The 18,495-nt window shown below is 63.8% G+C and carries 25 protein-coding genes; 12 read left to right on the top strand and 13 right to left on the bottom strand.

Features of this window, described 5'->3' with window-relative positions; translation table 11 throughout:
* Positions 1-27 precede the first annotated feature (27 nt).
* Positions 28-561: a thiamine phosphate synthase gene (locus HGI46_RS17760; protein ID WP_240344870.1), complete on the bottom strand. Its 534-nt coding sequence runs from the start codon at positions 559-561 to the stop codon at positions 28-30.
* 22 nt (positions 562-583) lie between these two features.
* Here HGI46_RS17760 and HGI46_RS17755 point away from each other — a divergent pair, with 22 nt between their 5' ends.
* Together HGI46_RS17755 and HGI46_RS22460 are read left to right on the top strand one after the other, a co-directional pair.
* A complete protein-coding gene (locus HGI46_RS17755; protein WP_168905315.1) occupies positions 584-1,249 on the top strand; it encodes a YggS family pyridoxal phosphate-dependent enzyme in 666 nt (221 codons plus the stop codon).
* A gap of 121 nt (positions 1,250-1,370) precedes the next feature.
* The gene (locus HGI46_RS22460; RefSeq protein ID WP_168905314.1) at positions 1,371-2,666 is read left to right on the top strand and encodes a GGDEF domain-containing protein; all 1,296 of its coding nucleotides are present in this window, start codon (positions 1,371-1,373) and stop codon (positions 2,664-2,666) included.
* A 37-nt stretch (positions 2,667-2,703) separates the two neighbouring features.
* Here HGI46_RS22460 and HGI46_RS17745 read toward each other — a convergent pair whose 3' ends face one another.
* A complete protein-coding gene (locus HGI46_RS17745) occupies positions 2,704-5,031 on the bottom strand; it encodes a TonB-dependent receptor (protein WP_168905313.1) in 2,328 nt (775 codons plus the stop codon).
* A gap of 115 nt (positions 5,032-5,146) precedes the next feature.
* Complete coding sequence (gene pyk / locus HGI46_RS17740; RefSeq protein ID WP_205525268.1) at positions 5,147-6,598, bottom strand: pyruvate kinase; 1,452 nt, start codon at positions 6,596-6,598, stop codon at positions 5,147-5,149.
* A gap of 74 nt (positions 6,599-6,672) precedes the next feature.
* Here pyk and HGI46_RS17735 point away from each other — a divergent pair, with 74 nt between their 5' ends.
* The 3 genes from HGI46_RS17735 to HGI46_RS17725 all read left to right on the top strand — a co-directional run bounded on the left by HGI46_RS17735 (position 6,673) and on the right by HGI46_RS17725 (position 8,266).
* On the top strand, positions 6,673-6,981 hold the full coding sequence (locus HGI46_RS17735; protein ID WP_240344869.1) for a DUF1244 domain-containing protein: 309 nt from the start codon (positions 6,673-6,675) through the stop codon (positions 6,979-6,981).
* A 96-nt stretch (positions 6,982-7,077) separates the two neighbouring features.
* Entirely contained in the window at positions 7,078-7,329 is a 252-nt protein-coding gene (locus HGI46_RS17730; RefSeq protein ID WP_039333612.1) for a DUF2312 domain-containing protein, read from the top strand.
* Positions 7,330-7,405: 76 nt separating this feature from the next.
* Positions 7,406-8,266 (top strand): SDR family oxidoreductase, encoded by an 861-nt coding sequence (locus HGI46_RS17725; protein WP_168905312.1) that lies wholly within the window; start codon positions 7,406-7,408, stop codon positions 8,264-8,266.
* Here the strand turns inward: HGI46_RS17725 and HGI46_RS17720 are convergent.
* Positions 8,263-8,952: a CPBP family glutamic-type intramembrane protease gene (locus tag HGI46_RS17720; protein WP_168905311.1), complete on the bottom strand. Its 690-nt coding sequence runs from the start codon at positions 8,950-8,952 to the stop codon at positions 8,263-8,265. The genes HGI46_RS17725 and HGI46_RS17720 overlap by 4 nt on opposite strands.
* Before the next feature lie 107 nt (positions 8,953-9,059).
* Here HGI46_RS17720 and HGI46_RS17715 point away from each other — a divergent pair, with 107 nt between their 5' ends.
* From HGI46_RS17715 to ruvB, 6 genes are all read left to right on the top strand, one after another.
* Positions 9,060-9,824, top strand: coding sequence for a YebC/PmpR family DNA-binding transcriptional regulator (locus HGI46_RS17715; protein WP_039333607.1), 765 nt, complete (start codon positions 9,060-9,062; stop codon positions 9,822-9,824).
* 5 nt (positions 9,825-9,829) lie between these two features.
* Positions 9,830-10,180, top strand: coding sequence for a DUF3147 family protein (locus tag HGI46_RS17710; protein WP_168905310.1), 351 nt, complete (start codon positions 9,830-9,832; stop codon positions 10,178-10,180).
* A gap of 1 nt (position 10,181) precedes the next feature.
* A complete protein-coding gene (gene ruvC, locus HGI46_RS17705; protein ID WP_118072991.1) occupies positions 10,182-10,658 on the top strand; it encodes a crossover junction endodeoxyribonuclease RuvC in 477 nt (158 codons plus the stop codon).
* A gap of 36 nt (positions 10,659-10,694) precedes the next feature.
* Positions 10,695-11,204 carry a nucleoside deaminase gene (locus HGI46_RS17700; protein WP_240946860.1) on the top strand — a complete coding sequence of 170 codons (510 nt, stop codon included), beginning with the start codon at positions 10,695-10,697 and terminating at the stop codon, positions 11,202-11,204.
* 137 nt (positions 11,205-11,341) lie between these two features.
* Entirely contained in the window at positions 11,342-11,959 is a 618-nt protein-coding gene (ruvA, locus tag HGI46_RS17695; protein ID WP_168905309.1) for a Holliday junction branch migration protein RuvA, read from the top strand.
* A gap of 136 nt (positions 11,960-12,095) precedes the next feature.
* Positions 12,096-13,124 (top strand): Holliday junction branch migration DNA helicase RuvB, encoded by a 1,029-nt coding sequence (ruvB, locus tag HGI46_RS17690; RefSeq protein WP_168905308.1) that lies wholly within the window; start codon positions 12,096-12,098, stop codon positions 13,122-13,124.
* Positions 13,125-13,682: 558 nt separating this feature from the next.
* On the opposite strand, the gene HGI46_RS22205 is transcribed toward ruvB, so the two are convergent.
* Positions 13,683-14,312: a hypothetical protein gene (locus tag HGI46_RS22205; protein WP_240946859.1), complete on the bottom strand. Its 630-nt coding sequence runs from the start codon at positions 14,310-14,312 to the stop codon at positions 13,683-13,685.
* A 4-nt stretch (positions 14,313-14,316) separates the two neighbouring features.
* On the opposite strand from HGI46_RS22205, the gene HGI46_RS22200 reads away from it, so the two are divergent.
* Positions 14,317-14,406, top strand: a complete 90-nt coding sequence (locus HGI46_RS22200) for a PEP-CTERM sorting domain-containing protein (RefSeq protein WP_230487715.1) — start codon at positions 14,317-14,319, stop codon at positions 14,404-14,406.
* A 95-nt stretch (positions 14,407-14,501) separates the two neighbouring features.
* On the opposite strand, the gene HGI46_RS17680 is transcribed toward HGI46_RS22200, so the two are convergent.
* The 8 genes from HGI46_RS17680 to HGI46_RS17645 form a co-directional block, all read right to left on the bottom strand.
* Complete coding sequence (locus tag HGI46_RS17680) at positions 14,502-14,684, bottom strand: hypothetical protein (protein WP_118072988.1); 183 nt, start codon at positions 14,682-14,684, stop codon at positions 14,502-14,504.
* Between the two features lie 64 nt (positions 14,685-14,748).
* Positions 14,749-15,066, bottom strand: coding sequence for a DUF1294 domain-containing protein (locus HGI46_RS17675; protein ID WP_346766768.1), 318 nt, complete (start codon positions 15,064-15,066; stop codon positions 14,749-14,751).
* A complete protein-coding gene (locus tag HGI46_RS17670; protein WP_168905306.1) occupies positions 15,047-15,328 on the bottom strand; it encodes a hypothetical protein in 282 nt (93 codons plus the stop codon). The genes HGI46_RS17675 and HGI46_RS17670 overlap by 20 nt, the downstream gene beginning before the upstream one ends.
* A gap of 12 nt (positions 15,329-15,340) precedes the next feature.
* Positions 15,341-15,646 (bottom strand): nucleotidyltransferase domain-containing protein, encoded by a 306-nt coding sequence (locus HGI46_RS17665; protein ID WP_168905305.1) that lies wholly within the window; start codon positions 15,644-15,646, stop codon positions 15,341-15,343.
* Positions 15,643-16,143, bottom strand: coding sequence for a nucleotidyltransferase substrate binding protein (locus HGI46_RS17660; protein WP_346766767.1), 501 nt, complete (start codon positions 16,141-16,143; stop codon positions 15,643-15,645). The genes HGI46_RS17665 and HGI46_RS17660 overlap by 4 nt, the downstream gene beginning before the upstream one ends.
* A gap of 82 nt (positions 16,144-16,225) precedes the next feature.
* Positions 16,226-16,369, bottom strand: a complete 144-nt coding sequence (locus tag HGI46_RS17655) for a hypothetical protein (protein WP_168905304.1) — start codon at positions 16,367-16,369, stop codon at positions 16,226-16,228.
* A gap of 224 nt (positions 16,370-16,593) precedes the next feature.
* On the bottom strand, positions 16,594-17,031 hold the full coding sequence (locus HGI46_RS17650; protein WP_168905303.1) for a hypothetical protein: 438 nt from the start codon (positions 17,029-17,031) through the stop codon (positions 16,594-16,596).
* Positions 17,032-17,206: 175 nt separating this feature from the next.
* Entirely contained in the window at positions 17,207-18,262 is a 1,056-nt protein-coding gene (locus HGI46_RS17645; RefSeq protein WP_168905302.1) for a ribonucleotide-diphosphate reductase subunit beta, read from the bottom strand.
* Positions 18,263-18,495 lie beyond the last annotated feature (233 nt).

Genomic DNA, 18,495 nt, shown 5'->3' with positions numbered 1-18,495 from the left:
CGACAGGAATTGCGACGAGTGAAGGGTTTAGGCCAGCCCGTCGATCGCCGCCCAACCATGGACCGGCAGCCGTGCGGCGCGCTGCCGGGTCATCCCGCCCAGCGCGATCACCGGCACTGGCGAATACCTCGCCAGCATCAGGAAGCGAACCGGCCCAAGCACCTTGCCACCCGGATGCGATCGCGTGCGGTAAACCGGCGAAAGCAGAATCGCATCGGCCCTGGCGCGTGCTGCTGCTGCGATTTCCCGGAGCGAATGGGCCGTGACCAGACGCAAGCCGGGGCTCCCCGCAACCTTTCCGGCTGCGCCATAGACGCCATCGACACGCCACATCCTCGGGACGCGGGCGCCGATGACCATGACGCCGCGGCGCGATGCCAGTCGGGCCAGCGTCGTGAAGCGGGCGCGCCGCGCGGCACGGACAAGGTGATAGTGCCTGAACACCAGCGCATCTCCCCGTCCCAGCCGCGCCAGCGCGCGCTCCAGCCCGGCATCGTTGCGCGCATCGCTCAACAGCACGCGTCGCGGCACCTGTTTCGCGATGGTCTGGCGCTTTTGCATCGTGGCGCTATAGCACCGCGCCATGGAACAGGCAGTCCCTTCATCGCCGCTCGAACAGGTCCGTTCGCGCATCGCCACCGCCGCGCGCATCGCCGGGCGCAAGGCCGATGAGGTGACGCTGATCGCAATCTCCAAGACCAAGCCCGCCGAGGCGATCCTCGATCTGATCGCGCAGGGCCAGCGCGCGTTCGGCGAGAACCGCGTCCAGGAATCGCAGGACAAGTGGCCCGCCATCCGCGCGGCCCATCCCGATGTCGAGCTTCACCTTGTCGGCCAGTTGCAGTCCAACAAGGCCGAAGACGCGATTGCCCTGTTCGATTGCATCCACTCGGTCGACCGCCCCAGCCTCGTCACCGCCTTGGGCAAGGCGCAGGACAAGCTTGGCCGCAAGGTGCCCTGCTTCGTCCAGGTCAACATCGGCAACGAGGAGCAGAAGGGCGGCTGCGCAGTGGCCGAATTGCCCGCTCTGCTGACGCAGACCCGCGAAGCCGGTCTGGACGTGATCGGCCTGATGTGCGTGCCGCCTGCCGGGATCGAGGCCGCGCCGTTCTTCGCCCTGCTCGACAAGCTGGCCGACGACAATAGCCTGAACCGCCTGTCGATGGGCATGAGCGATGATTTTGAAACGGCAGTGCAGCTGGGCGCGACCCACATCCGCATCGGCTCGGCGCTGTTCGGAGCGCGCTGAACCGGGCGACACGATGGTAAACCGCAAGTAGCGGTTGCAGCCGTTGACTTACGGCCCGCGGGTTAAACGCGTTCTTACCCCACTGCCCGGCATATCCCGATAATGGGAGGTTGCCTGACCTGTGGCAGATCGCGAAACATCGGATAAACGCCAGCTGACCGACGACGGGAAAGCGCTGGAGAAAGTGCATGTTGCGACTCTCGTCGCTCATGCGCTGGTGCTGTGCACGGTCGTCTTGCCGATGGTCGTTGCCGAAAAATACCACGACCTTCTCGCCATAGCGGCGGCCTGCTGCATGGTCGCACTCTTTGCGTTGCAGATCGTCCTGAAGCGCGCCGCCGAATCGGTGCGCAATCGAAACCTCGCAAACTTCCTCGTCACCCGCGATTCGCGTGAACAGATCCAAGAGCTGTTCGCGATGACCGACATGCTGCAGGCGGCAGAAACCTATGAGGACGCGGGCGCAGTCCTGATGGCAACGGCACGCCGGTTGCTGCCCGGTTATGGCGCGGCCTTGTTCGTGTTCAACAACTCGCGCGATCGCCTGGATCTGGCGCGGGCCTGGGACATGCCCGAGGGCTACCGGGTGCCCGAAATGCTCTCCCCTTCCAACTGCTGGGCATTGAAACGCGGCAAGCCGCATATCAATTCGCCAGCGGTGGGAACCCTGTGCTGTGCGCACCACCCTTCCGAGATCGCCACAGTGGAAATGCCGATGATGGCATGCGGACAATTGCACGGCCTGCTGATCATCGCCCATCCGGATACGCAGGACGCTTACGAGGACATTCTCGAAATCCGGCGCCTTGGCCGTGCCTTGGCCGATTCCATGTCGCTGGCCCTGTCCAACATTGCCCTGCGCGAGAAACTGCGCACCCAGTCGCTGCGCGATCCGCTCACCGGGCTTTATAATCGTCGTTACATGGAAGACGCGCTGGAGCGCTTCGTGTCGCTCGGTTCGCGCACCGGGGCAAGCACCGCCGTGGTCATGCTGGATCTCGACAACTTCAAGAAGCTCAACGACGAACACGGTCACGCCAAGGGCGATGCCGTCTTGCGCGATGTCGCGGCACAGATCGTCGGATGCCTCAGGCCGACCGATGTCGTTTGCCGTTATGGCGGTGAGGAACTCGTCGCGATCCTGCCCGACTGCTCGCTGGAAGACGCGATGGACAAGGCCGAAATACTGCGCCAGCGCATCGAATCGCTGAGCGCCAGCCACGAATGCGCGATCTCGGCCTCGCTCGGCATCGCGACCATTCCGGAAACGGCAACGTCGGCAACCGACATCGTGCCGATTGCCGACGCTGCGCTCTATGCTGCCAAGAAAGCCGGCAAGAACTGCGTAATCTCTGCCGAAAAGCGCGCTGGCCGCGAAGCGCCTAGGCTGGCAACGATCAAGTCACGCCAGAACTGAGCGCTGCGGAGCAGTACACCCCGCAGCGCCCACTGCCTCAGAAGTCGGCGTTCAGTTCCACGCCCAGCACGCGGCCGCGCACCAGCGGCGAGAACGTCCCGGCCTTGGGATTGTCGGCAAACGGCCGGTCGACGCCGGTCGAAAGCGGGCCACCGAACACCGGGATCTGCGCGGCGGTGCCCAGCTGGGTATCACCACCATGCTGGACCTGATCGAGCAGGTTGCGGCCATAGACCGTGAAGGTCAGCCCACCGGTCTTGTAGCTGATCGAGGCGTCGAGGTTGTCGGACGACGTGATCCAGCCAAAGTTGTTGTCGGTATAGGCAAACCGGTCGCGGTGCTGGAAGTTGGCGCGGGCGACGATGGCATTGCCCTCGCCCACCGGAAAATCACCCAGCACGCCAAAGCCATAGGTCCACTTCGGGGTGCGCGGCAGGTCGAGCGCCTTGTCGGCGTCGTTGACCACGCCGTCGCTCGAAATGTCGAACAGCACCTTGGTGTACTTGGCGTCGATGTAGCCGAAGTTCGCGGTGAGCAGGAAGTTCTTGCCCAGGGCGAAGCGACCTTCGCCTTCGATGCCGGTGATGCGGGCGTCGGCGGTGTTGAAGATCGACTGGGCAACACCGGCCGCAGACCCTTCGTTGACCTCGCGCTGCATGTTGCCAACTTCGGTGCGGAATGCCGCCAGGTTGAGCGTCAGCTTGCGGTCAGGCGTCTGGAACTTGGTGCCCAGTTCGAAGCTGTCGACCTGCTCTTCGTCAAACGACAAGCCGCGCGTTGCAGCGACGGCTTCGAACGCGCGGGCATTGGTGATGCGGAAGTTGTAGCCGCCCGAACGGAAACCGCGGGTCCAGTTGCCATAGACCTGCGCATCGTTGTTGAAGCGGTACTGGAAGCCGAGCTTCGGGCTCCAGTTTTCCCAGGTGCGCTTGTCTGTGAAACCGTTGTTCTCAGTCGGGATCAATGAATTACGGCCCGATGTCGGGCACGTACCGGCCACGACCGAACAGTTGGTGCGCGGCCGGATGTAGGTGACGGCCACGTCCTTGGTTTCCTTGGACCAGCGGATGCCGGCGGTCAGTGTCAGCTGGTCGGTCACGTCGAAGTCACCCGACGCGAACAGGCCGAGTACGTCGTGATCCTGGCGACCCCCGCCGATCTGGGTCAACGGGCTGATGAACGAGGGGAAGAAGCGCAGCTCGTCGTAGCGCAGGTCCTGCGTGAACCAGAAACCGCCGGCCGTGAAGTCCAGCGCACCGAAGCGGTTGTTGTAGCGGATTTCGTCCGAGTACTGGCGCTGCTTGAACAGGGTGTTCGAGTGGAAGACGAACACCGGCTTGGCGTCGATGTCGCCGCCAGTCGAGGCGTCATAGTCGCGGAAGCCGAAGATGTTGGTGATCTTGCCGTCGCCGACGTCGATCTCGGTCTTGTGCGTCGCGAACCAGGTGCGGTTCTTGTAGAAGCCGGGATTGTCGATCGCAAAGTCGAACGTGTCGCGCTTGTACAGGCCATGGTTCTGGCCGGCCGGACCATCGCCCTCGCTGTTGAAGTATTCGACCTTGGCCACCATGCGGATGGCCTCCGACGGCAGGAATTCCAGCGCACCGCGCACGATCTGGGTCTGCGCCTTGCCGAAGTCGCTGCCGTCGAACAGGTTCTTGAAATAGCCCTCGTCGTTGTTGACGTAGCCACCGATCTTGAAGTTCAGCACGTCCTTGATCAGCGGGCCGGAGACCACGGCCTGCGCTGCAAAGTTGCCCGATCCGCGCCCGGAATCGATCGGCCCTTCGTAGAACACGCGGAAGTTGGCGCGCAGATCCGGCGTCGGATCGCCGGTGTTGATCAGCACCGCGCCGCCGGTCGTGTTGCGACCATAGAGGATGCCCTGCGGTCCGCGCGCCACTTCGACCGAGCCGAGATCGAAAACGTCGAACACCAGGCCGTTGTTCACGCCGATGTAGACGCCATCGACGAAGACGCCGACGGTCGGGTCGATCGAGGGGATCGAGCTGTTCACGCCAAGCCCGCGGATCGAGAAGTTGGCGGTTCCGCGCGAGGTGCCGACCTGGTCGAGCGAGACGTTCGGCGCGCTGTAGGTCAGCGTCTGGATATCGCGCACCTGCAGCGCCTGCAGGCTTTGCGCGTTGAAAGCGGTGATCGCAACCGGCACGTCCTGGACGTTTTCGACGTCCTTCTTCTTCGTGGCCGTCACGATGATGTCGGCGTTGAGCACGTCGATCGCCGACTGCTCCTGATCCTGCGCAGTCTCTTGCGCCTGGGCGACACCCGCGCCCGTGGCGACGAGAGCGATCGCGCTCAAGCCGCCGGAAAATGCACGTACGACCCTGTTCCTTGTCTTCAGCATTCTCAGCTCCCGTTATATTTTGTGGAGCCGAAAATGCCCGCTGCGCGCCAGCGTTCAACCTGTTTTCAAGTGAGCAATTAAATCTTACACGCAGCGTTGCAGATTTACATCATTGTCAGCTGTGCTGATCCAGCTCGTTGCCGGTCAGCGTGACGACGTGCAGCAGGTTCGTGGCGCCCGGAGTGCCGAAGGGAACACCCGCCAGGGCTACCAGCCGCGATCCGGCCGTGCCGAAGCCATGGCGCAGCGCCATGCGCTTGCCCTTGGCGATCATTTCTTCGAAGCTGCCGATGTCCTTGGTGCTGACGGCATGTGCGCCCCACAGCAGGCCGACTTTGCGCGCGGTCTTCTGCGACGGCGTGAGCACCAGCATGGGCACGCCGGGCCGTTCGCGCGCCACGCGGCGGGCGGTCGAGCCCGACCCGGTGAAAACGATCACCCCGGCGATGGGCAGGGTGTTGGCGATGCTCGCCGCAGCCTGTGCCAGCGCGTCGGCGGTGGTCGGATCGGGCAGGGTCTCGATGAAGTGGACGCGCGCGCCATAGCCTGGATCGGCTTCGACCTGCGCGGCGATGCGGTGCATGATCGTCACCGCCTCTTCCGGCCAGGCCCCTGCGGCGGTTTCGGCCGAGAGCATGACCGCGTCGGCGCCGTCGTAGACCGCGTTGGCGACGTCGGACACTTCGGCGCGGGTCGGCGTCGGCGCCTCGATCATCGATTCCAGCATCTGCGTGGCGACGACCACCGGCTTGCCCTGGCGGCGTGCGCTTTCCACGATGCGCTTCTGCAGCGGCGGCACTTCCTCGGGGTTCAGTTCGACGCCGAGGTCCCCGCGCGCGACCATGATGCCATCGGAAAGCTCGATGATCTCCTCCAGCCGCGATATGGCGGCGGGCTTCTCGATCTTGGCCATCAGCGAACCGTAGCCCCCCATCAGGCGGCGCGCTTCGGCGACGTCCTCGGGCCGCTGCACGAACGACAGGGCGATCCAGTCCGCGCCATGCTCCACCGCGAATGAAAGGTCACGGCGGTCCTTGTCGGTCAGTGCCGGGACCGGCACCACGGCATCCGGCACGTTGACGCCCTTGCGATCGGAGATGACCCCACCAACCTCGGCAGAGCAGAGAATCTCGTTCTGATCGGCCCGGATCACGCGCAGGCGCAGCTTGCCGTCATCGATCAGCAGGCGCTGGCCCTTCTGCAGGATGCCGAACAGTTCGGGATGCGGCAGCTGCACGCGGGTTTCGTCGCCCGGCTCGGGATTGCGGTCGAGCGTGAAGTGTCCGGAGTGGCGGATCACCGCGCGGCCTTCCTTGAACTTGCCCACGCGCAGCTTCGGCCCCTGCAGGTCGCACAGGATCGTGATCGGGCGGTTCACCTTCTTCTCGAGCGCGCGGATATTGGCGATCGTCTCGGCATGGGTGGCGTGTTCGCCATGGCTCATGTTCACACGAAACGCATCGGCCCCAGCGCGGAAGAGCTTCTCCAGCATCTCCGGCTCGCGGCTGGCGGGACCTACCGTGGCGAGGATCTTCACTTTCCGTCCGCGAGGATCGAGCTTGGCCACGGCTTTGGTACTCCTTATGAATCTTCCGCGATGCGCTATGGCCCATGCCATTTCAAAACCCAAGGATGTTTACAGTGGATACGAATGCAATCGATGCCCTGCCCGATTCCGTAGCGGCCGCCGCCTTCCGCCGCCTGGTCAAGCACCTCCAGCATCGCCACGACGCCCAGAACATCGACCTGATGGGTCTTTCGGGCTTCTGCCGCAATTGCCTTGCCGACTGGATCATCGAAGGCGGTTTCGAAGGCGACAAGGCCGCAGCGCGCGAAGTGATTCACGGCCTGCCCGCTACAGAGTGGAAAGCCCGCTATCAGACTGAAGCGACGCCGGAGCAGCTCGCCCGGATGGAAGAAAGCCTGAAGAAGAACGCCGGATCTCACTAATCCCCGGACTATCCACAGCCCCGGTTTTGCCCGAATCCGGTGGCGCGTCTATCAGCCCCGCCACCTGATTCACCCGCATACCCGGAGACTTTCCCGATGGTCGAATTCGACGACGCCAAGACCGCAGACGATCGTCTGCGCCTCCTGATCGAGCGCATCGAGCGCCTGGAAGAGGAAAAGAAGGGCATCGGCGACGACATCAAGGATGTCTACAACGAAGCCAAGGCGACCGGCTACGACGCCAAGATCATGCGCCAGATCGTCCGCCTGCGGAAAATGAAGCCCGACGACCGCCGCGAGATGGAAGCCGTGCTCGAAACCTACAAGAACGCGCTCGGCATCGACTGATCGCGTTTCCCGGGCAGGAGCGGAACCACCACCCTGCCCGGCCATTGGCATCCTGTAGTTTCAGCAGGATAGCCCAATGACCCAGACCGCCACCGTCCGCCCACCGATCCACGAGGACGGCCTTCCCGGCAGCGAGGCGAACCTCGATCCCAAGCCCGAATGGCAGCCGCGCTATCCCGGCTCAGGGCGGCTCAAGGGCAAGGTGGCAATCGTCACCGGGGCCGACAGCGGTATCGGACGGGCCGTCGCGGTCTTGTTCGCGCGCGAAGGCGCAAAAGTCGCCATCGCCTATCTCAACGAAAGCGAGGACGCTGCCCGCACCCGCCAACTGTGCGAGGCCGAAGGCAGCGAAGCGCTGACCTTTGCCGGCGACCTCGGCGATCCGGAAGTGGCCCACGCCCTCGTCGATCTCGTCATCGGCGATTGGGGCCGCCTTGACGTCCTTATCAACAATGCGGGCGAGCAGCACCCTGACAAGGACATCCGCGACATCACCGCCGATCAGCTGCAGCGCACCTTCCAGACCAACATCTTCTCGATGTTCTATCTCGTTCAGGCTGCGCGCGAGCACCTCAAGCCCGGCGCCGCCATCGTCAACTGCACTTCGATCACCAGCCACAAGGGTGAACCCGAACTGCTCGACTATTCGAGCACCAAGGGCGCCATCACCGCCTTCACCCGGGCCCTGTCCGAACAGCTCGTCGGCCACGGTATCCGCGTCAACGCCGTAGCGCCCGGTCCGATCTGGACGCCGCTCAATCCATGCGGCGGGGCCACCGAGGAAAAGCTCGAGCACTTCGGCGAAAACACGCCGATGGGGCGCCCCGGCCAGCCCAACGAAGTCGCCCCGAGCTTCCTGTTCCTCGCCTGCGAGGATTCATCCTACATGTCGGGCCAGGTCCTGCACCCCAATGGCGGGACAGTCGTTAACGGCTAACCCCAGTTCAGCGCCACGGCCAGCACGATCGCGTTCGAGGCGATGTGGTTGAGGATCGAAGCCAGCAGACCCAGCCTCACCCGCATGTGCGCGAACATCAGGCCTGACCAGAACTGCGGCAGCACCATCGGTACGGCAGCCAGCGTAACGCTCGCGTAGTTCGCCAGATGCATCGCGGCGAACAGCGCGGTGGTGCCGTAGACCAGCAGGGCGAAGTGCCGGGAGAACCACGCGGGAACCGATCTGTCGCGTCGCTTGCGCCACCAGACAACACCGGTTGCAACAATCGTGATCAGCAGGATCCCGCCACCTGCCAGCGGCTTGCCCCGGCCGAATGCGATGAACAGCGTCAGCCCGACCAGCACCACGCCCATCAGCGCCAGCGCCCGCCGCGTTCCGCTCATCCAGCCCCGAAAGAACAGCTCTTCCAGCACCGGCGCCAGCAATACCGCTCCGCCCCACAGCGCCAGCGGCCCCAGTCCCTCGAAGGCATTGGGCGGGGATAGAGCAAAGGCCTTCTGCCACAGCGCAATCAGCGGCATCACCACCAGCCCCAGCACGCCGATCTGGAACGCCGCCAGCACCACCCAGCGCGACAGCGCGCCATCGTCATTCAGGCCGGATGCCTCCATCGGCACAGGGCGGCGCAGGAAGGCGATGAGTTCGGCAAGCGTGGTGCGGATCATCGCTGCCTCATGCCTGCAATTGCGCCAATGCGCCACACCGATTGCCGGATGCGCCCGCGTCGGCTAGGGGCGGTGCAGATTCCAAAACCTCGCAAGAAGCACGGACCATGGCAGGCCATTCCAAATTCAAGAACATCATGCACCGCAAGGGCGCGCAGGACAAAAAGCGCTCGGCGATGTTTTCCAAGCTCAGCCGCGAAATCACCGTGGCCGCCAAGATGGGCATGCCCGATCCGGACATGAACCCGCGCCTGCGCGCCGCGGTCAACGCCGCCAAGGCCCAGTCCATGCCCAAAGACAACATTGCCCGCGCCATCGACAAGGCGTCGAAGGGCGAAGGCGATAACTACGAGGAAGTGCGCTACGAAGGCTATGGCCCCGGCGGCGTCGCGATCATCGTCGAAGCGCTGACCGACAACCGCAACCGCACCGCCACCAACATCCGCACCGCTTTCTCCAAGAACGGCGGCAACCTTGGCGCATCGGGCGCGGTCAGCCACGGCTTCGAACGCCTCGGCCTGATCGAATACCCCGGCAAGGTCGGTGACGAGGAAAAGGTCCTCGAAGCCGCTATCGAAGCCGGTGCCGAAGACGTCGAATCCGACATGGGCGATGGCGACGAGAACCCCGGCAGCCACCAGATCTGGGTCGCCGTCGAATCGCTGCACGAAGTTGCGCGCGAACTCGAAAAGACCCTGGGCGAAGCCGAAGGCGTCAAGCTGGCATGGAAGCCGAGCATGAAGACCTCGGTCGATGCCGACAACGCCGCCACCCTGCTCAAGCTGATCGACGTGCTCGAGGACGATGACGACGTCCAGACCGTCTGGGGCAATTACGACATCCCCGACGACGTCATGGAAACGCTGGGCTGATCGGCATGTGGCAACTGGCCGCGAAGGCGCTGCTCTCGGGCGTGCTGATCGCGGCCATTGCGGAAATCGGCAAGCGCCTGCCCACCTTGGGCGCGTTGGTCGCCTCGCTCCCGCTCGTCTCGGTGCTTGGCATGGTGTTCCTGTGGAACGCCCGGCCAGATGCGGAGAACATGGCGATCCATGCCGAGGCCACCTTCTGGTACGTCCTGCCATCGCTGCCGATGTTCCTCGTCATCCCGGCGCTGCTGCGCCATGGGGTGTCGTTCTGGATTGCGCTGGTGGCCGGCTGTCTGCTCACGGTCCTGCTCTATCTCGCCATGATGCAACTGGCCCCGCGCTTCGGACTGAAACTGTAACATGATCATATTGGGCATCGACCCCGGCCTCACCGTCACCGGCTGGGGCGTCGTCGCCAAGTCGGGCAGCCGGTTGAGCCACGTCGCCAACGGCCAGATCCGCACCGACAACAAGGCCACCATGGCCGAACGCCTCGTCGAGCTCGATTCCGCCCTCGCCGCCGTGATCGACATCTACAAGCCCGACAGCGGCGCGGTCGAGGAGGTCTTCGTCAACGTCAACCCGCAGTCCACGCTCAAGCTGGGTCAGGCGCGCGGCGTTGCCATGGTCGCCGTTGCGCGCGCGGGGATCCCGGTGGCCGAATATCCCACCAAGGTCATCAAGAAGGCGCTGGTCGGCACCGGCGGCGCGGAAAAGCAGCAAATCCAGCACATGCTCAAGATCCTCCTGCCCGGCGTGCAGCTTGCCGGCGAGGACGCTTCCGACGCGCTGGCGGTGGCGATCACGCATGCCAACATGCTGGGCAGCCACCGCTAGGGCGGAACGACTGCGCACATCCGGCGTATGGATCGGATGGACGCACTGAATGACAGGCCGAGCGACGAAGACTGGATGGCCCGCGCAAGGGACCTTGCCGTCGCGCGCAAGGGCACCGATCCCGCCAACACCCCCATCGCCGCTATCATCGTGCGCGACGGGCAGCTCCTTTCCCACGGCGTGAACCGCACCGCCGAACACTGCGACGCCACTGCCCACGCCGAAGTCATGGCGATCCGCGCGGCGGGCAAGTCCTCCGGCGAAATGCGCTTTCCCGGCGCCACGCTCTATTCCACGCTCCAGCCCTGCGGCATGTGCACCATGGCCTCAATCTGGGCGGGCATCTCGCGCATCGTCTATGGTGCGGGCCGCGACGACGTCCACGAGATGTACTTTGAAGACCGCCACCTCTCGACGCTCGATTTCGTGGCGGACGCCTACAAGGACGACCTGACGCTGACCGGCGGCGTCCTCGCGCACGATTGCGCCGAACTCTACTACCGCCCGTGGGACAATGTACCCGAGGACCAGCAAGCCAACGATTGACGTCTCCCCTCCCGCAGGCGGGAGGGGCCGGGGGTGGGCAAGCAGCGCAAGTTATCGCAACCAGCCGCCCCCACTCCACACATTCGGCGCGCTTAGCCTCTGGCCACGGCAAAAAGTTCCTGCCATAGGAACAAACCATGATCGCCAAGCTCACCGGTATTCTTGACGACACCGGGCCCGACTGGGCCGTGATCGACGTGAACGGCGTCGGCTATCTCGTCCATTGTTCCGCCAAGACGCTCACCCATCTCGGCATCCGGGGCGACAAGGTCGTCATCCACACCGAGATGCAGGTGAGCGAGACAGACCAGCGCCTGATCGGCTTCACCAGCGCCGGAGAACGCGCCTGGTTCCGCCTGCTGACCGCCGTGCAGGGCGTCGGCAGCAAGGTTGCACTCGCCATCCTCTCGGCCCTCTCGATCGAGGAACTCCAACGCGCCTGCGCCCACGGCGACAGCGCCATGGTCGCCCGCGCCAACGGCGTCGGCCCCAAACTCGCCAGCCGCATCGTCAACGAGTTGAAGGACAAGGCCGGAGGCCTCGCAGGCTACACCTCGCCCGTCGGCATGGGCAGCGGCGAAATATTCACCCCACCCCCCGGCAACGCCAGCGCCGACGCCGTCTCGGCCCTGCAAAACCTCGGCTTCAAACCCGCCATTGCCAGCAGCGCCGTGGCCGCAGCGGTCAAGGAACTGGGCGAGGATGCGGGGCTCAACGATCTGGTGAGAGTGGCGCTGAAAAGGGCGGCGGGGTGAAGCGCGTGTTGCCACTTGGCTTACTTTTGGGTGGCCTGTCACTCGTTTGGCACTTTGGGTCCGCTGAAGTTGCTATCGACAGCTGCCTCGATGCCGGCGGGTCTTGGGATTACGCTGCACAGAATTGCCAGGACAAATGACCGATAACCCCCTCCTCTCCGCCGCCTCGCAGATCGAGGATCAGGACGCTGCCCTGCGGCCCAAGACGCTGGCCGAATTTGTCGGGCAGGCCGCTGCCAAGGACAACCTGCAGGTCTTCATCGAAAGCGCCAAGATGCGGCGCGAGGCGATGGATCACGTGCTATTCTTCGGCCCGCCGGGCCTCGGCAAGACCACGCTCGCCCAGATCATCGCGCGCGAATTGGGAGTCAATTTCCGCGCCACGTCCGGCCCGGTCATTGCCAAGGCGGGCGATCTTGCTGCGCTGCTGACCAATCTCGAACACGGCGACGTCCTGTTCATCGACGAGATCCACCGCCTCAACCCCGTGGTCGAGGAAGTGCTCTATCCGGCGATGGAAGACCGCGCGCTCGATCTGATGATCGGCGAAGGCCCCTCGGCCCGCTCGGTGCGGATCGACCTGCCCCCCTTCACCCTGATCGGCGCGACCACGCGGCAAGGCCTGCTCCAGACGCCGCTGCGCGATCGCTTCGGCATCCCGGTGCGGCTGCAGTTCTACTCGGTCGAGGAACTGGAGCGCGTCGTCGCGCGCGGCGCTTCGCTGATGGGGATCGGCATCGATAAGGGCGGCGCCACCGAGATCGCCCGCCGATCGCGCGGCACCCCCCGCGTCGCCGGCCGCCTCCTGCGCCGCGTCCGCGACTTCGCGCAGGTCGCAGGGGCCGAGAAGATCACCCAATCCATCGCCGACAATGCGCTGACCCGGCTCGAGGTCGACAAGATCGGCCTCGACCTGCAGGACCGCCGCTACCTGACGATGATCGCCGACATCTACAAGGGCGGCCCGGTCGGCGTCGAAACGCTCGCCGCAGGGCTTTCCGAACCGCGGGACACGATCGAGGAAGTGATCGAACCCTACCTGATCCAGCTTGGGCTGATCGCGCGCACGGCACGTGGACGGTGCCTCAACGATCGAGGATGGCAGCACCTCGGACTCACTCCGCCGACCGGCTCGACACCGTCTCTCTTCGATCAGGCAGACTAGCGCCCGAGTCTCCCCTCCGCTGACGAGAGTTGCAGGAGAGTCAGGGGGGAGTTGCCATGGAGTTGGATTCCAACCTTCACCCTCGCCGGCGGTTCGGTCCCATTCTGGCACAGAGTTAACCGTCCGCCCGCTTCGGTCCCGTTTTCGGGCAGATTCACCGGCAAGAAGAGGGTTAACGGCATTGCCCCCAAGCGCCCCATCTGCGTTCTTCGATCGGTAAGGAAGGGTCAGCAGAGCATTAACCCGCTTCTGATAGCCCCTTCCGCCGAGAACGAGAACGGAAGCAACGATCATGTCGGTTCGGATGGCATTGGCAAAACTGGCGGCGGCTGCAGCAGGCGGGGCGATGCTCGGCGGCGGCGCGGTGCACGTTTCTGAAGCGCCTTCGAAGGGCGAGATCCACCACGTCAAGCCGGTGAAGGTCAAGACGACCAAGCCCGCCAAGCGGATCGCGAAGCGCCCGGCCAAGCGCGAGATCCACCGCGCCCGCCGCATCGTGACCACGACGACCACCAGAACCTGCGAGCCCGCGCCGCAGATGGCAATGGTGCCGGTGCCCTACATGCCACCGATGCCGCCGCAGCCGACCGGGTCCAGCGGCGGCGGCGGCGTTCCGGTGGTGATCGGCGGCGGCGGCATCGGCGGCTTCGGGGGCGGCTTCTTCGGCGGCTTCTTTGGCGGCAGCAGCGGCGGCGGTGGTAGCGTCGTCGTCTCGTCCACCAGCACCGGTTCCACCTCCACCTCCGGCGGTTCCACGTCATCGTCAACCTCGGGCGGATCGACCTCGACCTCCTCGGGCGGCATCACCAGTTCAACCACCACCGGCGGCGTCTCGACCTCGACCGGCGGCGTTTCCACCTCGACCTCGACGTCGTCCGGCAATGTCAGCACTTCGAGCGGATCGGTCAGCACGAGTTCGGGCAACGTCAGCACCAGCAGCGGCAACGTCTCGACCTCGAGCGGGAATGTCAGCACCTCGTCCGGCAACGTGAGCACCAGTTCGTCGACCTCGAGCTCCTCGGGCAACGTCTCCTCGAGCTCGTCGACCTCGTCGTCCACATCGAGTTCGACCTCAAGCTCCACGTCTTCGTCGACGTCGTCCTCGACATCGTCGTCGACCTCGTCGTCGACGTCTTCTTCCAGTTCGAACGGCGGCACCACGACCACCTCGTCGACCAGCAGCGGCACGGAAGTGCCCGAACCTTCGATGGTGATCCTGTTCGGCGCAGCAGCCGCCGGCCTGGTTGCCCGCCGTCGCTATGGCAAGCCGAAGAAGGCCTGAGCGAACCGGCGAACGATCCAGCCCGCCTTGCGGGTTACGGGAAGGGCGGCGTCCGGGGGGAAGCCGCCCTTTTTCCTATGCGCTATTCGCGTGGACTAATCGCAGCCGCCGTCGCCGCAATCGCCGCTGCCGGCGTCGGTTGCCCACCACATGCCGCCCGACCTGTCGCCGGATTCCCGGCGCCGCTCGGACGCATCGGCCTGCGGCTTGAGAGCAACGAGCGCCAGCCCCAGCACAAGGATCACGATTGCGACAAATCCCCAGAACAATGCCGGCATGGCTCAACCCTCCGTCCGGGCAGAGAGTGCGCGCTTCGCGCAGCGCCGTCAAACGGCGATTGCCTCAAACCTGAACCATGCCGCCCGCATACCATCCCGCCGCGCCGCCAAGGGCCACGATCTGCAGGAATGCAATGGTCCGGAGCCGACCGACAAAAGGCTGCTTGCGCGTCTTGTGCCGGAAGACCCGCCGCGCCAGGAACGCGCCGGGCGTGCCACCAAGCAGCGCCCCCATCAGCAGGGTTGCTTCGGACGTACGCCAGTGCCCGCGCAGCGCGGCACGCTTGTCAAACCAGAAGGCGGTGAAGGTGTGAAGGTTGGCCAGCGCCAGCCACGCCAGCGCCATCTTCAGCAGCGGCAGTTCAGCCAGCGTTTCCGGCACCGCTTACATCCTGGGCCCTGGCGACCATGTCCATGAAATTGCGCGCCGCCTCGCGGTCGTCAGCGTCCTTGAACGCCACGTCGAGATCGGGCGCAGACCCAAGCATGTGCAGCAGGGACCACAGCCCGAACCGGCGGGCGCGGTCCTTCTCCAGCCCGAAATCGACCAGCATCTTCTCGATCCCCGCCGCAAAGGCATCGGGGGTGACGGCGGTCAGATCATCGGTGCCGAAATAGCGGCGAAGCTGGTCATCGAGTTGCATGGGGGTGCTATGTCAGAGAAGCGCCACGCCGTCACGGTCGATGATCGCGGCGAATTCCGGCGAGACGCTGCGGCAATCGACGAGGTCGACCTTCCACGGCAGCGCCGATTCATCGAATGCTTCCCGCAATGCGGCCATCACTGACAACGGCAGTGCGTCAACCGCAAGAAGCGCCAGATCGAGATCGGACCATGGCTTGGGCTTGCCGCCTGCCCTGCTGCCGAAAACGCGGACGGTTGCACCGTCAGGCAGCCACTGCTGCAGTATTGCGCGGACCTCGGCCAGTTCCTCATCCGAAAGATGCAAACCGGCTGTCACGCCCGCGCCCACAAACGGTCCAGCAGGGCGCGCGCCTCGGCAAGAAACGCCGGGATCGCGGCGACAACCTGCACCGCCTTGGCCTCGTCATAGGTATGCGAGGTGATGTTGCGCATCTCGCGGAACGTGCGCCATTCAGCCCACTGCCCGGCGACAAGCCCCTGCTCCACCCCGGTGCGAATGAGATCAGGAAAGGTCAGCCGGTCAATCTCCTCCGGATTGGCTGCACCCGCCTCCAGCGCGCGGCGGAGCATCTTGTGGGCAAGGTCATATGTGAATTCGAACCGCTGGATTAGCCCATCGCGAATCTGCGCATCGCTTTCATCAGCGCGGAAACGGGTCAGCCCCTCGTCGAGACGAGCGACGGCGTTTGCGAGTGGGGAGAAATCGAGAGGCATGATGACCATGTGGCACCATTGGCAGGCTGGGAGCAAGAGTTCGCCGACTTCGTGTGCCGGGAACTGATGATCGTGGTGGAACTCGACGGGTACAGCCACGACCTGCGCCTCGCCCTCCGCTGAGATCAGCAATGCGCTGCTTGATGGGCCGACGGCTCGTGCCGCCGGCCACCAGTTCAGGTCAGTTGTCGTTTGCTGTTTCGCACTCAGTGCGACGCTGCTTGCTGATCGGAATGCGGAATGCCTGCCCCTTGGGCTTGCAGATCCTCTGTCCGTTGCGCAGCGTAATACACTGGCGGAAGATGAAGCCTGCATCATTCTGCATGGCTCACTCCTTCGCTTTTGTGTTGACCAAAGCGTCAGGAATTGCAAAATCTTGGTTCTCGAAGCCGTGATCTTGCGTTTCCTGACGCGCGATAACGCCGAAGGGGCTGGCCTTTGGTCAGCCCTTTTTGCGTTCGATAACGTTAGCGGATTTCGATAGGCATCTCCTCTGTATGGGCTACGAATGCCTGGAAATGATTTCCGGACGAAATGGAATGCTGGAAGTTAGAGGTCATAATGATCCTCACATAAGCTTTTCCAGTACCTGCCATTGTCGCTCTCAACGGTCCACGCCTTCCCTTCCCACGTGAACTTTTGGCGTCGATCCTTCATACGCCATAACGTCGTTCTCAGCACATCCAGCGTTACGCTGTCGCTTGGATGGGCAAGCAAGAAATGCTCGTGAAGGGCTTTTGGTTCAATGCCTTCGCTATCGACTTTCGGCAGCAAGCTTATGATGTTCGCTTGTCGTTCCGAGACAGTTTCCGTCTGCGATGCCCTTGGGGCAATCGAACTTTGGCCGGTCATGTCAGACAGAACACGAATCGCTGCCTCGACATCGGCCAATTCAGCGACCGCTGTATCCAGTGCCTTCTGGGACTTCTCGACGCGCGCACGGGCCTTAGAAAGGCGCTCCTGCAACATGTCCAAGATATCGTTCATGGGCGATACATAGCATACAGATCCGTTCGGCAAAAGCCCTTTCTGTATGTATTCCCTAAATTCTGGGATTTTTTGGAGAAATTCTGGATACGGCGTGCATACACGCTAGTTCTGGGAGCGCGAGGGGCTGAGCCCCTCGCATCAATCCCTTCTTACTTTTTCAACTCCGCCGAACTCACTCCGCCGCAATCCCCGCAGCGCCGAACATATCGATATCCACCTCAACCGGCGCTTCCACATTCGCCGCCGACTTCGCGCTGCGGCGCTTGTCGAAGCTCGACCATACCGTATTCCAGTCACCCTTCGTCGCCGCCTTCGAGTATTCCGTCGCGCGGGTTTCGAAGAAGTTGGCGTGTTCGACGCCGTTGAGCAGCGGGGCGAGCCAGGGGAGCGGGTGGTCCTCGATCATGTAGATCGCGGGCAGGCCGAGCTGCGAAAGGCGCCAGTCGGCGATGTAGCGGATGTAGCGCTTGATTTCCTTGGCGCTCATGCCCGGGACCGGGCCCTGTTCGAAGGCGAGGTCGATGAAGGCGTCTTCGAGGCGCACCGTCTTCTGGCAGCAGTCGATGATGTCTTCCTTCACCGCCTTGGTCAGGCAGCCGCGCTCTTTCACAAAGGCGTGGAACAGGCGGGTGATGCCTTCGCAGTGGAGCGATTCATCGCGGACCGACCACGAGACGATCTGGCCCATGCCCTTCATCTTGTTGAAGCGCGGGAAGTTCATCAGCATGGCGAACGAGGCGAAGAGCTGCAGCCCTTCGGTGAAGCCGCCGAACATGGCGAGCGTGCGGGCGATGTCCTCGTCGTTGTCGACGCCGAAAGTCTGCAGGTAATCGTGCTTGGCCTTCAGCTCCTCGTACTCGAGGAACATGCCGTATTCGCTTTCGGGCATGCCGATGGTGTCAAGCAGATGAGAATAGGCGGCGATGTGCACCGTCTCCATGTTGGAGAAGGCGGCGAGCATCATCTTGATCTCGGTCGGCTTGAACACGCGGCCGTACTGTTCGTGGTAGCAGTTCTGCACTTCCACGTCGGCCTGGGTGAAGAAGCGGAAGATCTGCGTCAGCAGGTTGCGCTCATGCTCGGAAATCTTCTGAGCCCAATCGCGGCAATCCTCGCCCAGCGGCACTTCTTCGGGCATCCAGTGGATCTGCTGCTGGCGCTTCCAGAATTCGTAGGCCCAGGGATATTCGAAGGGCTTGTAGGTCGGGCGGGCTTCAAGAAGGGGCATGGCGGTGTCCTGTGCTGATTCTTTGAATGTAAGGTCTGATGCGGTCAGGCAAAAGCGCGGGGGCGGCCTTTGCGGGGGATAGTGGCGGGGTTTTCCACGCGATTGAATCGTGCCCTTTGGGGCAGGAACCCTCGGCCCGGCGACAGGGGCCATCGGACTGGCGCGGCGCCCGGTTTCAGGGCGGAACAGCGAGCGCAAGGCTTGGTTAATGGGGCATGGACGCGCGGATCGCG

Origin of the sequence: Novosphingobium sp. ERW19, from assembly GCF_012641315.1 — a bacterium.
Taxonomy (GTDB): Bacteria; Pseudomonadota; Alphaproteobacteria; order Sphingomonadales; family Sphingomonadaceae; genus Novosphingobium.
This window is presented reverse-complemented; position numbering and strand designations above follow the sequence as displayed.

Excerpts from the sequence above, each read along its gene's own strand:
- HGI46_RS17725 (WP_168905312.1), top strand. The coding sequence starts at position 7,406 with ATGACCCAGACCGCCACCGTCCGCCCACCGATCCACGAGGACGGCCTT.
- HGI46_RS17680 (WP_118072988.1), bottom strand. The coding sequence starts at position 14,684 with ATGCCGGCATTGTTCTGGGGATTTGTCGCAATCGTGATCCTTGTGCTG.
- HGI46_RS17650 (WP_168905303.1), bottom strand. The coding sequence starts at position 17,031 with ATGAACGATATCTTGGACATGTTGCAGGAGCGCCTTTCTAAGGCCCGT.
- ruvA (WP_168905309.1), top strand. The coding sequence starts at position 11,342 with ATGATCGCCAAGCTCACCGGTATTCTTGACGACACCGGGCCCGACTGG.
- HGI46_RS17720 (WP_168905311.1), bottom strand. The coding sequence starts at position 8,952 with ATGATCCGCACCACGCTTGCCGAACTCATCGCCTTCCTGCGCCGCCCT.
- HGI46_RS17710 (WP_168905310.1), top strand. The coding sequence starts at position 9,830 with ATGTGGCAACTGGCCGCGAAGGCGCTGCTCTCGGGCGTGCTGATCGCG.
- HGI46_RS17730 (WP_039333612.1), top strand. The coding sequence starts at position 7,078 with ATGGTCGAATTCGACGACGCCAAGACCGCAGACGATCGTCTGCGCCTC.
- ruvB (WP_168905308.1), top strand. The coding sequence starts at position 12,096 with ATGACCGATAACCCCCTCCTCTCCGCCGCCTCGCAGATCGAGGATCAG.
- ruvC (WP_118072991.1), top strand. The coding sequence starts at position 10,182 with ATGATCATATTGGGCATCGACCCCGGCCTCACCGTCACCGGCTGGGGC.
- HGI46_RS17670 (WP_168905306.1), bottom strand. The coding sequence starts at position 15,328 with ATGCAACTCGATGACCAGCTTCGCCGCTATTTCGGCACCGATGATCTG.
- HGI46_RS17755 (WP_168905315.1), top strand. The coding sequence starts at position 584 with ATGGAACAGGCAGTCCCTTCATCGCCGCTCGAACAGGTCCGTTCGCGC.
- HGI46_RS17715 (WP_039333607.1), top strand. The coding sequence starts at position 9,060 with ATGGCAGGCCATTCCAAATTCAAGAACATCATGCACCGCAAGGGCGCG.
- HGI46_RS17760 (WP_240344870.1), bottom strand. The coding sequence starts at position 561 with ATGCAAAAGCGCCAGACCATCGCGAAACAGGTGCCGCGACGCGTGCTG.
- HGI46_RS17655 (WP_168905304.1), bottom strand. The coding sequence starts at position 16,369 with ATGCAGAATGATGCAGGCTTCATCTTCCGCCAGTGTATTACGCTGCGC.
- HGI46_RS17645 (WP_168905302.1), bottom strand. The coding sequence starts at position 18,262 with ATGCCCCTTCTTGAAGCCCGCCCGACCTACAAGCCCTTCGAATATCCC.
- HGI46_RS17745 (WP_168905313.1), bottom strand. The coding sequence starts at position 5,031 with ATGCTGAAGACAAGGAACAGGGTCGTACGTGCATTTTCCGGCGGCTTG.
- HGI46_RS17700 (WP_240946860.1), top strand. The coding sequence starts at position 10,695 with ATGGACGCACTGAATGACAGGCCGAGCGACGAAGACTGGATGGCCCGC.